This window comes from Peteryoungia aggregata LMG 23059, from assembly GCF_030814435.1.
In the GTDB taxonomy this organism is placed as follows: Bacteria; Pseudomonadota; Alphaproteobacteria; order Rhizobiales; family Rhizobiaceae; genus Allorhizobium; species Allorhizobium aggregatum.
This window is the reverse complement of the sequence record NZ_JAUSUW010000011.1, coordinates 77,414-90,947: the sequence shown is the minus strand read 5'-3', so window position 1 is coordinate 90,947 and position 13,534 is coordinate 77,414. Positions and strand designations below refer to the sequence as shown.

The window sequence follows — 13,534 nt, the reverse complement described above, 5'->3', positions numbered from 1 at the left end:
GTGTTGCATTGCGGCGGACTGCGTTCATAATTCGCGCGCTGGCGCTTCGGGACGCAAGATCAAAGCAGAGCTTCCGTTGTGACATGGAACGCAGCATCCACTATCTTGAACCGAAACGCGCAATGATTTCCGACAAAGTGACGTGGCCGAGGCACGCTCCGTTGCCCGGCGATCGTTCGCCGTTTTCCAGCGCATGCGCATAGATCACAGCCGGATCGGCCTCGATGCGCGACCTCAAGGCTGCGAGCTTTGGCCAGCGCGAGATGTCGGCCACCCGATGGAAATCGAGCCAACGGGCGACACCGATCAGGATGCCATCGGCGAGCATGGGATGGTTGCCGACCAGAAAGGGGGTATCCCCGATCATCTCTTCAAGCCGGTCATGGCGTTCGATGACGGCCTCCCTGCCCCATTCGGTGAGCGCCGACTGCATGCTGGGATTGGCTGGCTGCATCTCCATCGCCGCCCATAGGGGACTGAAGGCTGCGGTGAAACCGGTGTTGATGAAGGCCATCAGCTGGTGGGCCCGGTCCGCTTTGCCGGACAGCGGATCGAAGCTGATGCGCCGCTCCAGATCGCGGGTCTCGAGCCAGGCGGCGATGGCCAGGGTCTCGGTCAGCTTCTCGCCGCGATCGGTGATGAAGGCAGGGGTTTCGACGCGCCGGTTGAGCTGCTTGTAGGCCGGCTCTCGCATTTCGCCGAACATGTCGACGCGGCACAGCCTGCAAGGCTTGCCCAGCCATTCCAGCGCGGCCACCAGGCCCATGGAACTTCCCGCCGGGAAGCCGTATATCAGTATGGGTTCCAAGGTCTTGTTCTCCGTGATTTCTTCTGATCACGCTGCGCAGCGGAGCTTTGAAAATAGACCGCACGTTTCCCAAGTAAATTACGCACTTTTTTGTCACCATAGGCGACCGATGAAAGACCTCGTTTCCCGCTGCCCGATCGAAGAAGTCATGCAGGTGTTGAGCGGTCGCTGGCCGACCCTGCTGATCTACTATCTCCAGGAGGGCACGAAGCGCTTCAGCGATCTGCGCCGGGACAACCCGACGATCTCGCATAAAATGCTGACGCTTGAACTGCGAAAGCTGGAGCAGGCCGGCATCGTGGTCCGCACGGAGTTTGACGGCTATCCGCTTCGGGTTGAATATGATCTCACGCTTGCGGGCAAACGGCTCGTGCCGCTGATCGATGCCTTGGGCGACTGGTGGGACAGCTGCGGCACAATCCCGGTTGACCAGGGCGTCACGGTCCCGGATCAGGATGGTCATCAACGCGCTCAGCAGCCAGGCTGAAAATTCCGCAATTAGGCAGCAACTGCCACCAAAGCTACCGTGGCAGGGTATCAAGTTGGAGTTGATCGAAAAGTTGGCTTGTGTTCACGCCGCTTATCGCCAAGAGTCACTAGATGAGCGAGCATCCTGCCGTCGATATTAACGCACTACGCCAAATCGGATGGGATCATTGGGATCCTATCGGAATTCGTCAGTCCAACGATGTAGCTTGGCGAAACGCCGCTGCCGATGAGTACGACACCTATCTTCGTCAAGCCGCCAACATGATCCTGCGGGGGGCAACACTTGAGGAAGCCGCCAGGTATCTTGACACGATCGTTTCCGACCACATGGAGCTTGGCGTGAGTGAGGCTAGTCGTCATGCCTCATTGCGTACAGCCGAAGCGATCTCGGCCTATGTGCTGGACAACGGCCTTAATTCCTGAGGCGGAGCGGAGGTTCAGGGCTATGGTTGAAGACTTGGTGGCAGTTGCTGCCTAATTGCGGAAAATTCTGCCCGCGATCCGATCAACAGCAACGAAATTGGACGGTGTATGAGTGAACGTCTCACCACTGCGGTAAGAATGGGCGTTGCCGCCCGGCAGATCTTGAACAAAGCGCGGACATTTCCAGATGGAGAGGCCGGGAGTCCATTCGGTTTGGATGGGTCCCATATCGGGGTAGAGCCGATGCTTCTGGCGCTATCGATGGAGTTGGCGCTCAAGGCTTGGTACGTTTTTGACTACGACAAGACGATGAAACGCAAGCATCACGATCTCGCAGAGATTTTTGATAGTTTGACCGAAGAAAGTCAGCATAAGCTCGATTCAGCTTTCAAAGCTTCCGTAGCGCCGCTCCACCCCAACATCCTCTATGTTGATTATGGCATCCGAAATGTCCTCTTTCAACACAAAGATGCATTCGTAAGATGGCGCTATTTCCACGAGAGAGGAGAGCCCATGTCGTTTGAGCAATCTGTCTTCGAGGCAACGCTTGAGGTGGTGCTCGTGGAATTTGAGAAACGATATCGTAACGTGCATCTCCAGCCGCCGCTATTCTCTCGCGGAAGTTAGGTCGAGCCGTAGAAGCACGAAAGCCGGCCCCCACAAGAGGGCCGGCTTCAGCCGCGATGTCTTTAACGCGTTCTCATCTCGACGCTCTATACCCGCCCGCCCTCAGGCCACCGCTTCCTCGCGGACATCATCCAGCAGAAAATAGGCTGTGATGTATGTGATCGTGTAGGGCACGCCGCTGTCGGCCTTGCGCTCCTCGGTGCCGCCATCGGCGGGGTGCCAGGCGTGGTAATGGGGGTTGTTGACGATGAGCGTGACGGCCTTGCCGGCGTGTTTTCCGTCCAGGCGGTAGCGCGTTTCGGCAAGCGGCCAGATGCGCTGATAGTCCTCCTGGGTGACCCGGACCCGCAGGGCGGCCCGCTGGGTCTTGGCGCCCGGGCCTGTGCCCTCGCGCTCAGCTTTGGGAATGTCCAGCATCACCTCTTCGGCACCCTCGAAGATCGATTTCAGTTCGTCCGGCCACAAACGTCTCATGCATATTCCTCCCGTGTTCGGCTCCTCAACCGATCATGAAGGTAGCGTGACATTGGCGGCGACGCAAACGGCCATGACACGAGCCTAAAGGGGGCGTTTTGGGGGGCCTGAGGGCGGGCTTGAGGGGGACGGCGGCCTTACCCCCTCCCCCGTCATCACAGTTGACCGCATCCTCGCCGGAGGCGACACTCCCTTGCGCAATGGGAGGAGAACATCATGGAAGACCCGATCCGCTGGCGAAACATGCTGAGCGCACCGAAGGACGGCAGCCGTATCCTTGTCACCATCCGCGCTTCCGAACAGGGACCGGGCGCCGTGGATCTCGTCTACTGGTCGAGGGGCGACCGATACGGCGCCGACGGCTGGCGCTCGTCGGATTCGACGCCGGGCGCGATCATTTCCTATGCGGAACCGGAGCTGAAATGCTGGATGCCGCTGCCGGGGGTGAACATGGATGCAATGGCAAGACCGCCGGCCTGGGAGGGCGAGGACGAAAAGGAGTTGGATGGATCCGGCATTTGAGCCGCACTGCGGTGACGTGTGGCCGCTTGGCCGCCAGGGCGGGAGCTTGCGGTGTGGAGGGCGCTCCCCCGGGATGGTGGTTGCCAGGAGGGAAAGGAAGTGTGGCCTCTCGGTGACACCGGCGTCGGACACGTTGATTGTTGCGCGGGTTTACTTGACTCTTTTTCTCATCTTTGAAATCTGACCCCCTAGTTTTTTTATTGGGGATCACAATGGTGAAAATCGGTTCGGCGCTCTGGCGCCACAAGCTCTCTTTGATGGCAGGCGCGTCTCTCGCCTTGCAGGCCGGGTTTGTTTTCGCGCAGGAAGCTCAGACGGAACTCGATACGATCGTTGTGGAATCAGAGAGTGATGCCATTCTGGTTCAGGATGGCTATGTCGGCAAAGCGGACCGGACAGGGACCAAGACCGATACACCTCTGGTCCAAATTCCTCAGTCCGTTTCGGTTGTGACGCAGGATCAGATTGAAGATCAAAAGCCGCGGACCCTGAACGAGGCGCTGACCTACACAGCCGGCGTCAATCCGAACACGTTCGGCTTCGACAGCCGCTATGACGCCTTTTATCTTCGCGGTTTCCCCGCCTATTACAACGGCATGTTCCGCGACGGGTTGCGGCAGTTCAATGGTCCCTCCGCTTGGCTGCGGACGGAGCCCTATGGGGTGGAAGGGGTGAGCATCCTGAAAGGTCCCGCCTCGTCTCTTTATGGCGTGAGTGGTCCTGGGGGCATCGTGAACGTGGTCACCAAGCGTCCGAAGGACGAGCCATTCCGCGAGATCGAGATCGGCATAGGACAGGACAAGCGCTATCAGGTGGGGGTCGATATGTCTGGCCCCGTCAACGAAGCGGACAACCTTCTCTATCGATTCACCGCCCTGGGTCGTAACAGTGAGACCGAGCTCAAGGGCTATCCCGACGACAAGTTCTACATCGCTCCTGCTTTCACATGGAAGCCGGACGAGGACACCAAGTTTACGGTCCTTACAGAATATTCGAAGGCAACAACCGGCGGGACCGCCTTCTTCTATCAGCCGACCTATGGTGAGATCACCGACGTTTATGGCGGCGATCCGAACTGGAACGACTTCGACCAGACGCAGGGGCGCATCGGCTACGAATTGGAACATCGTCTGAACGACGTCGTGACGCTACGGCAGAACCTGCGCTACAGCGCCGTCGATGCCGACCTGCAGTATAGCGGCCTCTACGGAACCACCCCCACCCGTTACTGGGGCTACTACGAAGAGGACATGAAGAATTTCACTGTCGACAATATGGCACAGTTCGAATTCGACACCGGCTCCATCCGCCATACTGCCGTCGCGGGTCTGGACTATAACTGGTCTGACTACGCAGCCTATAGCGCCGTCTCCTACACGACATTGGCCGACCTCGACGCGGACAATCCGCCCTTCTACGGTAGCCAGAGAAGCAACATGGTCGGGCTCTACGTTCACGACCAGATGGAATGGGACAACCTGACGCTCTTCACAAGCGCCCGTTATGACTGGGTCAAGACCGATGCCGTCGACGACTCTTTTGTGGCGACCGAGCAAACGGACCATGGCTTCTCCGGACGGATTGGCCTCTCCTACCGCACCGAGCAGGGGCTGATTCCTTATGCCAGCTACTCGACCTCGTTTTCGCCCAACGTAGGGTTCGTTTATGACGATCCGAGCACCAACGTCAGCCGGGTCGCCGACCCGACGATCGGCAAGCAGAAGGAGATCGGCGTCAAGTATGAGGTTCCGGGAGCCAATGCCGTTCTCAGCGCAGCCTTGTTCGACATAGATCAGCAGGACGGCGTGGTTTTCGACACGTCGAGCGGCATCAACAAGCAAGTGCAGCGCGATCTCAACTCACGCGGCCTCGAGCTGGAGGCGAATGCTTCCTTCGACAACGGCTTCAGCGTCATCGCCTCCTACACCTATATGCGGATGAAGATCGACAAGGGGGCGGTCGGCACCGAGGGCAACGAGCTTTCCGGCACGCCGAACCACATTGCATCGCTTTGGGGGCACTACCTTGTGGAAACAGGACCACTCGAGGGTCTCGGGCTCGGAGCAGGTCTTCGCTATGTCGGCGACAGCTATGGTGACGACGACAACAGCTTCGAAAATGACAGCCGCATCTTGGTCGATGCCGCGCTCTCCTACGACTTCAGCTATAGCAATCCTGACCTACAGGGTCTGACACTGCAGGTGAACGCCAAGAACCTGTTCGATACCAAAAAGCCGATTTGCTCCGCCGGCTCCTGCTATTGGGATGAAGGCCGGACCATTTACGGCAGCCTGAGATATCGTTTCTGATGTCGGAGGCAAAACCAAGGGGGGCCGTGATGCTGCTGACGGGCATCACAGGCCTTTACATCGCGCAGAGCGTCATAGGCGGCATCACCTGGACGGCTCTCCCTGCCTTGATGCGCGAAGCCGACGTTCCTCTCGACCGGATCGGTCTCGTGTCACTCATCGCCCTGCCCTGGGTGCTCAAATTTCTTTGGGCACCCATGGTCGAGCGATACCGCCTGCCAAAAACAGGTGGCAATCGCTCTGGCGCAATTGTCTTGTTCGGCGGCCTGATCTCCATCTTCGGGCTGATCCTGTCCGGCAGTTTGGACCCATCCGGCTGGATGCCTCTGTTCGCCATCCTGACAGTGGTCGCTTTCGCGGCCTCAACGGTCGATATCGCCTGCGATGGATTCGCCGTGCAAAGCTTGGCGTCCGGGCATCACGGGTGGGCGAACGCTGCGCAGGTTGGAGGGGCCTATCTGGGATCTGCCTTGGGAGGCGGTCTCTTTCTCTATCTTGTCGGCACGTCCGACTGGCAGATCGCCACCTGGGCAATGGCCGCAGTTCTCTTGCTTCTCGGTCTGCCGTTTCTCCTTGTTGCGTCAAGGATGCCGTCAGAAGCAAGACGGGAGCACGTGCCGTCACTCTTGCATGCCCTAAGACGACCACTGTTGCGACGGGGGCTGTTTGCGGCGGGTACCTTCGTCGTCGCGCAAAAAGTCTCTTTGGGAATGATCGGCCCGTTTCTCGTCGACCAAGGTCTGGATCTGAAAACGATCGGCCTGATCAATGGCAGCGGAAGTCTCGTTATCGGCTCTGCTGCAGCGCTCGTGGGAGGCGCGTGCGTGAGGGCATGGGGCGCGAGACCGGTGCTTATCCTCGCGCTTGTTCTGCAGGCTTGCCTGCTGTCGCTTCTCGCGGCAGCCAGCCTCACAGGGGCATTCTCCGTCCCGATCATGATCATGATCGCGATCACCAGCAGTTCCGGGGTTATGGCCTTCGGCTTTGTTGCCCTTTACGCGCAGTTCATGCGCCTGTCGGATCCGCGCCAGGCAGGTGTGGACTTCACGCTGTTTCAGTGCTGCGACGCGGCCGTCAGCATCATCGGCGGCGTGGTCGCGGGACACATCGCCGAAGCCTTCGGCTATGGTGTTTTCTTTTCCGCTGCCGCCGCCTTGGCCTTGGCCGTGGTCCCTCTCATCGCAAGAGTGTCCGCGGATGATCACAGCGGCCATCCATCCAATGACCGGGGCGTGACACCCGGATCAGGAGCTCGCTAATGGATACATTGCAAAACTTCAGGCTTTCCGGGATCGCCGTTCCGAAGAACGCCCAGTCGATGCTGGACGAGATATGCGAGCATTTTGTCGAGCACTCGGACGTGCTGCGCAGCGAAGGGGCGGTGCTGCTCAAGAGCGACATCGGAACAGCCGACATCAAGATTGTCGATCAGCGGTTGGTGATCGATCTGGCATGCCCGACGGAAGAGGCGCTGCACCTGTGCCGCAACATGATCGCGGAGCATCTGTTCTACTTTGCCAACGAGGAGCCATTCGAGCTCTCATGGATTGACGCCGCGACAGTCTCGCGCCTGCCAAATCTGCATGAGGTCACTGTCGTTTCGGCTGAGAACGTCACCCCCCGCATGCGCAGGGTGACGGTTGCATGCGACGACGTCACGCCATTCCTAGGCGGCGATGTGCATGTTCGCGTGCTGATCCCGCCCAAGGGGAGGCCGCCAGCCTGGCCAGGGCTGGGCGATGATGGACGCATTGCGTGGCCCAAGGGTGACGATGAGATCGTGGCGCGGGTCTATACCATTCGGGCGGTGGACGGCGAGAAGCGAGAACTCTGGATCGACGTCCTGCAACACCCTGCAGCGGGCGTGAAGACGCCAGGTGGCGACTTTGCGCGCGACGCCAAGCCGGGCGACAAGATCGCGCTGATCGGTCCGGGAGGCAGCCTCCCCAAGGCGGGCCGCATGCTTCTTGCCGGTGATGAGGCGGCACTTCCAGCCATCGCCCGCATCGCGGCAGAAGCACCCGCGCAAGCCCGCATCACGGCGATCATCGAAGTGGAGGACGAGGCCGAACAGCAGCCCTTGCCGAGCAGCGCCACGCTTGACGTGCGCTGGCTGCACAGAGCGGCCTATGAGGAAGGGCAGTCCGACACGTTCAAGAACGAGGTCAAGTCGGCCATCGCAGCAAACGAACCTGGCACATACACCTGGGTCGCATGCGAGAAAAGTGACGCACGTGACATTCGTGCCTTCCTGAAGATGCGCGGCTACGACCGCAAAAGCCAATCCATCGCGTGGTACTGGGAGCGCGGGAAGGCCTCTCAATGATCACAAATCACAGCGGGCCGCTGTTGCGCATCAAGCTGTGGCTCTCAAGCAAAGTAGAGGCCGACGCTCACTCCCCTTCCCGTGCCGTCGCGACCGGCTCGGTGACCAGCTTGAAGTGCGTCATCTCCTCTGGCGTCAGGTGATAAAGCCGGTCGGGCGGGGTTTCCAGCGCGTGGAGCCAGAAGCCGTTTTCGATGCCCATCTCGTCGAGATGGCGATCCATGTCGCTGCTCGCGCTAAGCGACCTGCAATGTCATGTCGTAGCGATCCAGTCCCGGCCCGAAGCCACCTGGCGTGATCTTGGACACCGTAAAGCCATGCTGCCGGTAGAAGCCGGCGGTATGCTGGCTTGTTGCGAGCACCAGTCGGGAGACCGTGGCAGATGCGCGGGCCAGTCTCAGCCTCTCCTGCGTCAACCGCGTGCCGAGCGCCGTCACCGGGAACGCTGACCAAACCGGCCTTTCTGCCAGACGCCGCTTTTCAACAGGCTATCAGAATTTGGTGTGCGGCCTGACCGAATGTTAAGCTCCCCGGTCTCAAGATCGTTAAAGCTGCGGGCCTTCAACCGGTCCAAACCATATCCATAAGGGATTTGACGTGCGCTACAGAGAGACCGACGATGTGTTCAAGACGCTCGTATCGGAGTTGCACTCGACGCTGACCCCGACGTCGATCATGGGTGTCACCATCCTTGCCGTCGGGCTTTTCGCCTATCAGAGCCTTCAGAGCACGCCGCTCCTGATGGCGACGATCGGCGGAACCATGGCCTCCCTTGGCAAGATCGCCGTTTCGCTCGCCCATCGACGCGCTGACGCCATGAAGCGTTCAACGGTTGCGGATGCCGCCCGCTGGGAGAAGGTGCAGGGCCTGTTCATCTTTCTCATTGCGGCCTGTGTGGGGACGATCGCCACCATCGCCTTCTCCTACCGGGACCTGTCAGTCCACATCCTTGCTGCAGCGCTCACCTTTGGATACTGCGCCGGCGTGACGGTCAGAATATCCGTTCGACCTGTTATCGCCGCCACGACGATCGTGATTGCAGCCCTGCCGGCGACAATCGCGGTCATGGCGTATGGCGATACCGCCCATTGGATTCTGAGCCTGCTCTGCGTGATCTTCATCGTTGCCGCGATGCAGAGCATGCTGCATGTGTACCGAACGACCGTCCGACAAATCCGCCTGTTTCTGGAGATGGAGCATCAGGCACGCCACGATCCGCTGACGGGGCTTGGCAACCGCACGGCGCTGAGCGAAGCCTATCTGAACCTTGGTAGCGCTGACGATAGCCTCACCTGCGTGCATTGCTTCGACCTTGACGGCTTCAAGCATATCAATGATCGCTTCGGCCACGCGGTCGGCGATGCCCTGCTGGTCGCGATCGCCGGGCGGCTGCGAGAGAAACTGGAGCCCCCTCATCTCGCGGTTCGGATTGGCGGCGATGAATTCGTCATTCTCCAACCGCATGTTCGCGATCCCGCCGAGGCGGAGATGCTGGCACGGCGGATCCTGGATGTTCTCGGCCGGCCCTATCGTCTTGGCGGCGAGGAGATCACCATCGGTATCAGCCTGGGCTATACCATGGCCCTTTCCGGTTCTGCGGAGCTGGAGCAGATGGTGGCTTCGGCGGACAAGGCCTCCTACCGCGCGAAACGAAATGGCGGCGGTTTCGAGCGCGAAATGGCGCCGACGCTGGACCTGGGCAAGTTTTCTCTGGTCGCATGAGATGGCGGAGGCCTGCCCAGCGAGAGGCTTTTCGAGCTAAGCTCCGATCGAGCCAAGATTCTCGAGGGAGGAAAGATTGAGCCGCAACATCATTCTGGTTGATCCATTGCCGAGGACACTCGAGCTGATCATGGAACCCGCCGTGCGGGCGCGGCTCGAAGCGCTGGGCGAGGTGATCGTCTCGGAAGACCGTGCCATGCCGGCCGAAGACGTCGAGCGGTATCTTCCCGACACCGTGCTGATCTTCGGCCAGACCGACATGCCGAAAGAGCGCCTGGACCGAGCGCCGAGGCTGAAGGCGATCATCAACGTCGAATCGAATTTCCTGCCCAACATCGACTATCAGGCCTGTGTCGAGCGCGGGATCTGGGTGATCACGCCGGCTTCGGCCTTCGCTTCACCGGTGGCGGAGGCGGCACTTGCCATGGCGCTGGATCTCGCACGCGGCATTACCGCAGCGGATCGCGACTTTCGCCAGGGCGTCGAGCGCTATGGTCTCGAGGGCAATGCCAACACCTTCCGCTTTGCCGGCGCGCCCGTCGGGCTCATCGGCTTTGGCGATCTCGGCCATGCGTTTCGCGACCTGATCCGCCCCTTCAGGAACAGGGTCCGCGTCTTCGATCCCTGGCTTCCGAAAGAGATCATCGAAGGCCAGGATTGCGAGCCGTCGACGCTCGACGACGTGCTCCGCGAAAGCCAGGTGGTCTTCGTCTTTGCGAGTGTCACCAGCGAGAACGAGGGCTTCATCGGCAACAGAGAATTCGCGATGATGAAGCCGGGGGCGGCTTTCCTGCTGATGAGCCGGGCGGCCGTCGTCGATTTTCCGGCGATGATCGAGGCGGCTCAATCCGGCCATATCAAGGTGGCGACGGACGTGTTTCCGGAAGAGCCTGTCGCGGCGGACGATCCCGTGCGCAAAGCCTCGGGGCTCCTGCTTTCGGCCCACCGAACCGGCGGGACGCGGGACGCCTTCTATGCGCTGGGGTCCATGGCGGTTGCCGATGCCGAACTGATCATGAAGGGCCTGCCGCCCCGCCTTTGCCGCCGCGCCGATCCGGCAACGGCAAGCCGGCTGAGGTCGAAGCCGGTGACGGTGTCGTAAGGGCGGGGGCGGCGTCTTTCCGGTCGGGAGGACATCAGGCCTCAGAGCCGTGACCGAGATCGTCTCCGAACCCTATGCGCCCTGCGCTTGATCCCGGTGCAGAAGGATCTGCTCGTAATGCGCGATGACCCACTGTTCCATTGTACGGGCAAGCGCACTGAACGAGATGCCGAGTTCCGTCAGACGATACTCAACCCGTGGCGGCACTTCCGGGTAGGAAATGCGCTCGACAAAGCCGTTCGTTTCCAGCTCCCTCAAGGTTTGCGTCAGCATTTTCTGTGAGATGCCGCCGACCTGACGCATCAAGGCGCCGGTCCGGACCGGTCCCTGCTGCAGGCAGCAGACAATCAGGATCGACCACTTGTCGCCGATCAGATCGAGCAGGTCCCGGGACGGGCAGTTCATGTCATAGGGATTGGCCGGGATGAACATGTTCAATTATTACCAAAAGGTGCGTACTTTACGTTTGGGAAGCTTAACTTCATATGAGGGTCGCAGGCAAACAACAATACCGGAGCTAAGAAATGTCGAACCCCTCGCGCGTTTATCTTTATGCAGAGTTTCAGAATTCTGCCCCCTTCACCGAAGAGGTCTGGAAGGAAGCGAATGTCCTGATGAAGGACGTTCCAGGGCTGCTGACCAAGACCTGGCTCAGCGGCGTCGGAAACCATTCTGTTGGTGGCTTCTACACTTTCGACAGCCTCGACAACGCTCACGCCTATGCGCGTGGCCTTCTTTCAGACTTCGCCAAGGCGGCAGATGCCAGCCTGACGGTCAAGCTGTTTGACGGCGATGTCGTCGCCACCGCAAGTCGCGGCATGCAGTCCCCGTTCTACGCCTGAGCCAAAATGGGCCTCATTTGCAGACCACTCCATCCGTCAACCGGAAAGCCACGGCGCACGACCAGTGCGCCGTGGCGCACACCACGAGGGAGATTTGCATGCCGAAGCTGACATCCATTGCCAACGTCATCCGCAGGCCATTGGCCTCCATTACGATACTGGCCCTGATGGGCGGCATTGCCCATGCTGCCGAACTCCTTCAATCGGTCGGCCGAGATGACAGGCCGATAGGTGACCAGACCGCCCCTGTGACAATCGTCGAATACTCTTCTCCCACCTGCCCTTCCTGCGTCACATACCGCACGCAGGTAGCACCTCTCATTGAAGCTGAATTCGTCGAGACGGGTAAAGTTCGCATCGTGTTCAGGCCGCTTGCGCGAAATGCCGTTGATCTTGCGATCTTCATGCTGGCAGAGAAGAAAGCGGGCCATGAATATCAGAGGCTCGTCGATCTCTTTTATTCGAAACACACGGACATAGCCAAGTCACCCGATATCGAGGCCACCCTTCGCGAGATCGCCAGATCAGCAGGCATCGGTGATGAGGACTTCAATCGACACGTGTCAGACAGCACGACTTACGAGGCGTTGGAGCGCCTGAAGGCGCAGGCGATGGATGACTTTCACGTGCAGGGCACTCCGACCTTCTTCATTAACGGGAAGCAGATAACCGGAGCTTTGTCCGCAGACGAAATGCGGGCTCAAATCGCGGATGCGCTCAACCGCTAGGAGGGTTGTCCGTCAACCGTCCAGTCTGGCACGTCTGCCAAACAGAAAGCCGGGACCGAGATGCGAGCACAGATGCCGGACACTCGGGCGGTTTGGCCTTGGGGGCGGATGTCCCTCACCCCACCGTCAGCACGATCTTGCCGATATGCGCCGAGCTTTCCATCAGCCGGTGCGCCTCAACAACATCTTCGAACGGCATCACGGTGTGGATGACCGGGGCGAGATCGCCGCGCTCCAGGCGGGGCCAGACTTCGGTCATCAGGTCGTCGCGGATGGCGCGTTTCTCTTCCGCCGTGCGCGGGCGCATGGTGGAGCCTGTCACGGTCAGGCGCTTGACCATGATCGGGGCGAGGTTGGCCTTTTCCACCGTCGAGCCGCCGAGGAAGGCGATGATCGAGAGGCAGCCGTCTTTCGCCAGGACCTGCAGGTTGCGGTCGAAATAGGCAGCGCCGATCATGTCGAGAACGACATCGACACCCCTCCCTTGGGTCTCTTCCTTGACGATCTCGACGAAGTCTTCCAGCTTGTAGTTGATCGCCCTCGCAGCACCCAGATCCATGCAGGCAGCACATTTTTCTGCCGAACCGGCGGTGGTGTAGACCGTTGCGCCGAAGTCCTTGGCCAGCTGGATGGCGGTGGTGCCGATGCCGGACGAGCCGCCATGGATCAGCACGGTCTCGCCTTCGGTGAGGCCCGCCATCTGGAAAAGATTGGCCCAGACGGTGAAGAAGGTTTCCGGAAGCGCTGCCGCCTTCACGGCGTCATAGCCTTTGGGGAATGGCAGCGCCTGGGTGGCGGGGACGGTACAATATTCGGCATAACCACCGCCGTTGGCCAGCGCGCAGATCCGGTCGCCGAGCTGGAAGTCCGTGACGCCTTCGCCAAGGGCGACGATCTCACCTGCGATCTCGAGACCGAGGATGGGGCTTGCATCCTTTGGCGGCGGATAGGCGCCCTGGCGCTGGGCGACATCCGGCCGGTTGATGCCCGCCGCCTCGACCTTCACCAGCACTTCGCCGGGCCTCGGGCTCGGCAATGGCCCCTCGACGAGGCGCATGACCTCCGGGCCGCCATGGGTGGGCAGGTCGACATGGCGCATGGTGGCGGGCAGTGACATCGGCGGGCTCCTCGGATCGATTGCTCAAAGTGAGGCATAGAGCCT

At 60.2% G+C, this 13,534-nt stretch carries 16 protein-coding genes and 1 pseudogene; 11 read left to right on the top strand and 6 right to left on the bottom strand.

From position 1 onward, the window contains the following. Window positions 1-100: 100 nt before the first annotated feature. Window positions 101-808, bottom strand: coding sequence for a glutathione S-transferase family protein (locus J2045_RS17785; RefSeq protein WP_307375198.1), 708 nt, complete (start codon window positions 806-808; stop codon window positions 101-103). 109 nt (window positions 809-917) lie between these two features. On the opposite strand from J2045_RS17785, the gene J2045_RS17780 reads away from it, so the two are divergent. The 3 genes from J2045_RS17780 to J2045_RS17770 all read left to right on the top strand — a co-directional run bounded on the left by J2045_RS17780 (window position 918) and on the right by J2045_RS17770 (window position 2,347). Beyond that, the gene (locus tag J2045_RS17780) at window positions 918-1,295 is read left to right on the top strand and encodes a winged helix-turn-helix transcriptional regulator (RefSeq protein WP_307375195.1); all 378 of its coding nucleotides are present in this window, start codon (window positions 918-920) and stop codon (window positions 1,293-1,295) included. A 113-nt stretch (window positions 1,296-1,408) separates the two neighbouring features. Next, window positions 1,409-1,720, top strand: a complete 312-nt coding sequence (locus tag J2045_RS17775) for a hypothetical protein (protein ID WP_307375193.1) — start codon at window positions 1,409-1,411, stop codon at window positions 1,718-1,720. 108 nt (window positions 1,721-1,828) lie between these two features. After that, window positions 1,829-2,347 carry a hypothetical protein gene (locus J2045_RS17770; RefSeq protein ID WP_307375190.1) on the top strand — a complete coding sequence of 173 codons (519 nt, stop codon included), beginning with the start codon at window positions 1,829-1,831 and terminating at the stop codon, window positions 2,345-2,347. A gap of 102 nt (window positions 2,348-2,449) precedes the next feature. Here J2045_RS17770 and J2045_RS17765 read toward each other — a convergent pair whose 3' ends face one another. Further along, on the bottom strand, window positions 2,450-2,821 hold the full coding sequence (locus J2045_RS17765) for a hypothetical protein (protein ID WP_307375187.1): 372 nt from the start codon (window positions 2,819-2,821) through the stop codon (window positions 2,450-2,452). A gap of 216 nt (window positions 2,822-3,037) precedes the next feature. Here J2045_RS17765 and J2045_RS17760 point away from each other — a divergent pair, with 216 nt between their 5' ends. The 4 genes from J2045_RS17760 (at window position 3,038) to J2045_RS17745 (ending at window position 7,978) form a co-directional block, all read left to right on the top strand. Continuing rightward, window positions 3,038-3,343 carry a hypothetical protein gene (locus tag J2045_RS17760; protein ID WP_307375184.1) on the top strand — a complete coding sequence of 102 codons (306 nt, stop codon included), beginning with the start codon at window positions 3,038-3,040 and terminating at the stop codon, window positions 3,341-3,343. A gap of 212 nt (window positions 3,344-3,555) precedes the next feature. Then, window positions 3,556-5,652, top strand: a complete 2,097-nt coding sequence (locus J2045_RS17755) for a TonB-dependent siderophore receptor (protein WP_307375182.1) — start codon at window positions 3,556-3,558, stop codon at window positions 5,650-5,652. A 29-nt stretch (window positions 5,653-5,681) separates the two neighbouring features. Then, entirely contained in the window at window positions 5,682-6,911 is a 1,230-nt protein-coding gene (locus J2045_RS17750; protein WP_307375179.1) for an MFS transporter, read from the top strand. Next, the gene (locus J2045_RS17745; protein WP_307375177.1) at window positions 6,911-7,978 is read left to right on the top strand and encodes a DUF2218 domain-containing protein; all 1,068 of its coding nucleotides are present in this window, start codon (window positions 6,911-6,913) and stop codon (window positions 7,976-7,978) included. The genes J2045_RS17750 and J2045_RS17745 overlap by 1 nt, the downstream gene beginning before the upstream one ends. Window positions 7,979-8,045: 67 nt before the next feature. On the opposite strand, the pseudogene J2045_RS17740 reads toward J2045_RS17745, so the two are convergent. Together J2045_RS17740 and J2045_RS17735 are read right to left on the bottom strand one after the other, a co-directional pair. Then, a pseudogene (locus tag J2045_RS17740) lies at window positions 8,046-8,198 on the bottom strand (COG3904 family protein); the annotation flags it as partial. A 16-nt stretch (window positions 8,199-8,214) separates the two neighbouring features. After that, a complete protein-coding gene (locus J2045_RS17735) occupies window positions 8,215-8,415 on the bottom strand; it encodes a GNAT family N-acetyltransferase (protein ID WP_307375171.1) in 201 nt (66 codons plus the stop codon). 160 nt (window positions 8,416-8,575) lie between these two features. Here J2045_RS17735 and J2045_RS17730 point away from each other — a divergent pair, with 160 nt between their 5' ends. After that, a complete protein-coding gene (locus tag J2045_RS17730; RefSeq protein WP_307375168.1) occupies window positions 8,576-9,700 on the top strand; it encodes a GGDEF domain-containing protein in 1,125 nt (374 codons plus the stop codon). Window positions 9,701-9,776: 76 nt separating this feature from the next. Continuing rightward, entirely contained in the window at window positions 9,777-10,802 is a 1,026-nt protein-coding gene (locus J2045_RS17725) for a hydroxyacid dehydrogenase (RefSeq protein ID WP_307375165.1), read from the top strand. Between the two features lie 72 nt (window positions 10,803-10,874). On the opposite strand, the gene J2045_RS17720 is transcribed toward J2045_RS17725, so the two are convergent. After that, window positions 10,875-11,234 carry a winged helix-turn-helix transcriptional regulator gene (locus tag J2045_RS17720; RefSeq protein ID WP_307375385.1) on the bottom strand — a complete coding sequence of 120 codons (360 nt, stop codon included), beginning with the start codon at window positions 11,232-11,234 and terminating at the stop codon, window positions 10,875-10,877. A gap of 92 nt (window positions 11,235-11,326) precedes the next feature. Here J2045_RS17720 and J2045_RS17715 point away from each other — a divergent pair, with 92 nt between their 5' ends. Together J2045_RS17715 and J2045_RS17710 are read left to right on the top strand one after the other, a co-directional pair. Beyond that, entirely contained in the window at window positions 11,327-11,644 is a 318-nt protein-coding gene (locus tag J2045_RS17715) for a YdhR family protein (protein WP_307375163.1), read from the top strand. 98 nt (window positions 11,645-11,742) lie between these two features. Further along, complete coding sequence (locus tag J2045_RS17710) at window positions 11,743-12,372, top strand: DsbA family protein (protein WP_307375159.1); 630 nt, start codon at window positions 11,743-11,745, stop codon at window positions 12,370-12,372. 115 nt (window positions 12,373-12,487) lie between these two features. Here the strand turns inward: J2045_RS17710 and J2045_RS17705 are convergent, their stop codons facing one another. Further along, window positions 12,488-13,489 carry an NAD(P)H-quinone oxidoreductase gene (locus J2045_RS17705; RefSeq protein ID WP_307375157.1) on the bottom strand — a complete coding sequence of 334 codons (1,002 nt, stop codon included), beginning with the start codon at window positions 13,487-13,489 and terminating at the stop codon, window positions 12,488-12,490. Between the last annotated feature and the right edge of the window lie 45 nt (window positions 13,490-13,534).

Excerpts from the sequence above, each read along its gene's own strand:
- J2045_RS17780 (WP_307375195.1), top strand. The coding sequence starts at position 918 with ATGAAAGACCTCGTTTCCCGCTGCCCGATCGAAGAAGTCATGCAGGTG.
- J2045_RS17775 (WP_307375193.1), top strand. The coding sequence starts at position 1,409 with ATGAGCGAGCATCCTGCCGTCGATATTAACGCACTACGCCAAATCGGA.
- J2045_RS17770 (WP_307375190.1), top strand. The coding sequence starts at position 1,829 with ATGAGTGAACGTCTCACCACTGCGGTAAGAATGGGCGTTGCCGCCCGG.
- J2045_RS17765 (WP_307375187.1), bottom strand. The coding sequence starts at position 2,821 with ATGAGACGTTTGTGGCCGGACGAACTGAAATCGATCTTCGAGGGTGCC.
- J2045_RS17760 (WP_307375184.1), top strand. The coding sequence starts at position 3,038 with ATGGAAGACCCGATCCGCTGGCGAAACATGCTGAGCGCACCGAAGGAC.
- J2045_RS17755 (WP_307375182.1), top strand. The coding sequence starts at position 3,556 with ATGGTGAAAATCGGTTCGGCGCTCTGGCGCCACAAGCTCTCTTTGATG.
- J2045_RS17750 (WP_307375179.1), top strand. The coding sequence starts at position 5,682 with ATGCTGCTGACGGGCATCACAGGCCTTTACATCGCGCAGAGCGTCATA.
- J2045_RS17745 (WP_307375177.1), top strand. The coding sequence starts at position 6,911 with ATGGATACATTGCAAAACTTCAGGCTTTCCGGGATCGCCGTTCCGAAG.
- J2045_RS17720 (WP_307375385.1), bottom strand. The coding sequence starts at position 11,234 with ATGTTCATCCCGGCCAATCCCTATGACATGAACTGCCCGTCCCGGGAC.
- J2045_RS17715 (WP_307375163.1), top strand. The coding sequence starts at position 11,327 with ATGTCGAACCCCTCGCGCGTTTATCTTTATGCAGAGTTTCAGAATTCT.
- J2045_RS17710 (WP_307375159.1), top strand. The coding sequence starts at position 11,743 with ATGCCGAAGCTGACATCCATTGCCAACGTCATCCGCAGGCCATTGGCC.
- J2045_RS17705 (WP_307375157.1), bottom strand. The coding sequence starts at position 13,489 with ATGTCACTGCCCGCCACCATGCGCCATGTCGACCTGCCCACCCATGGC.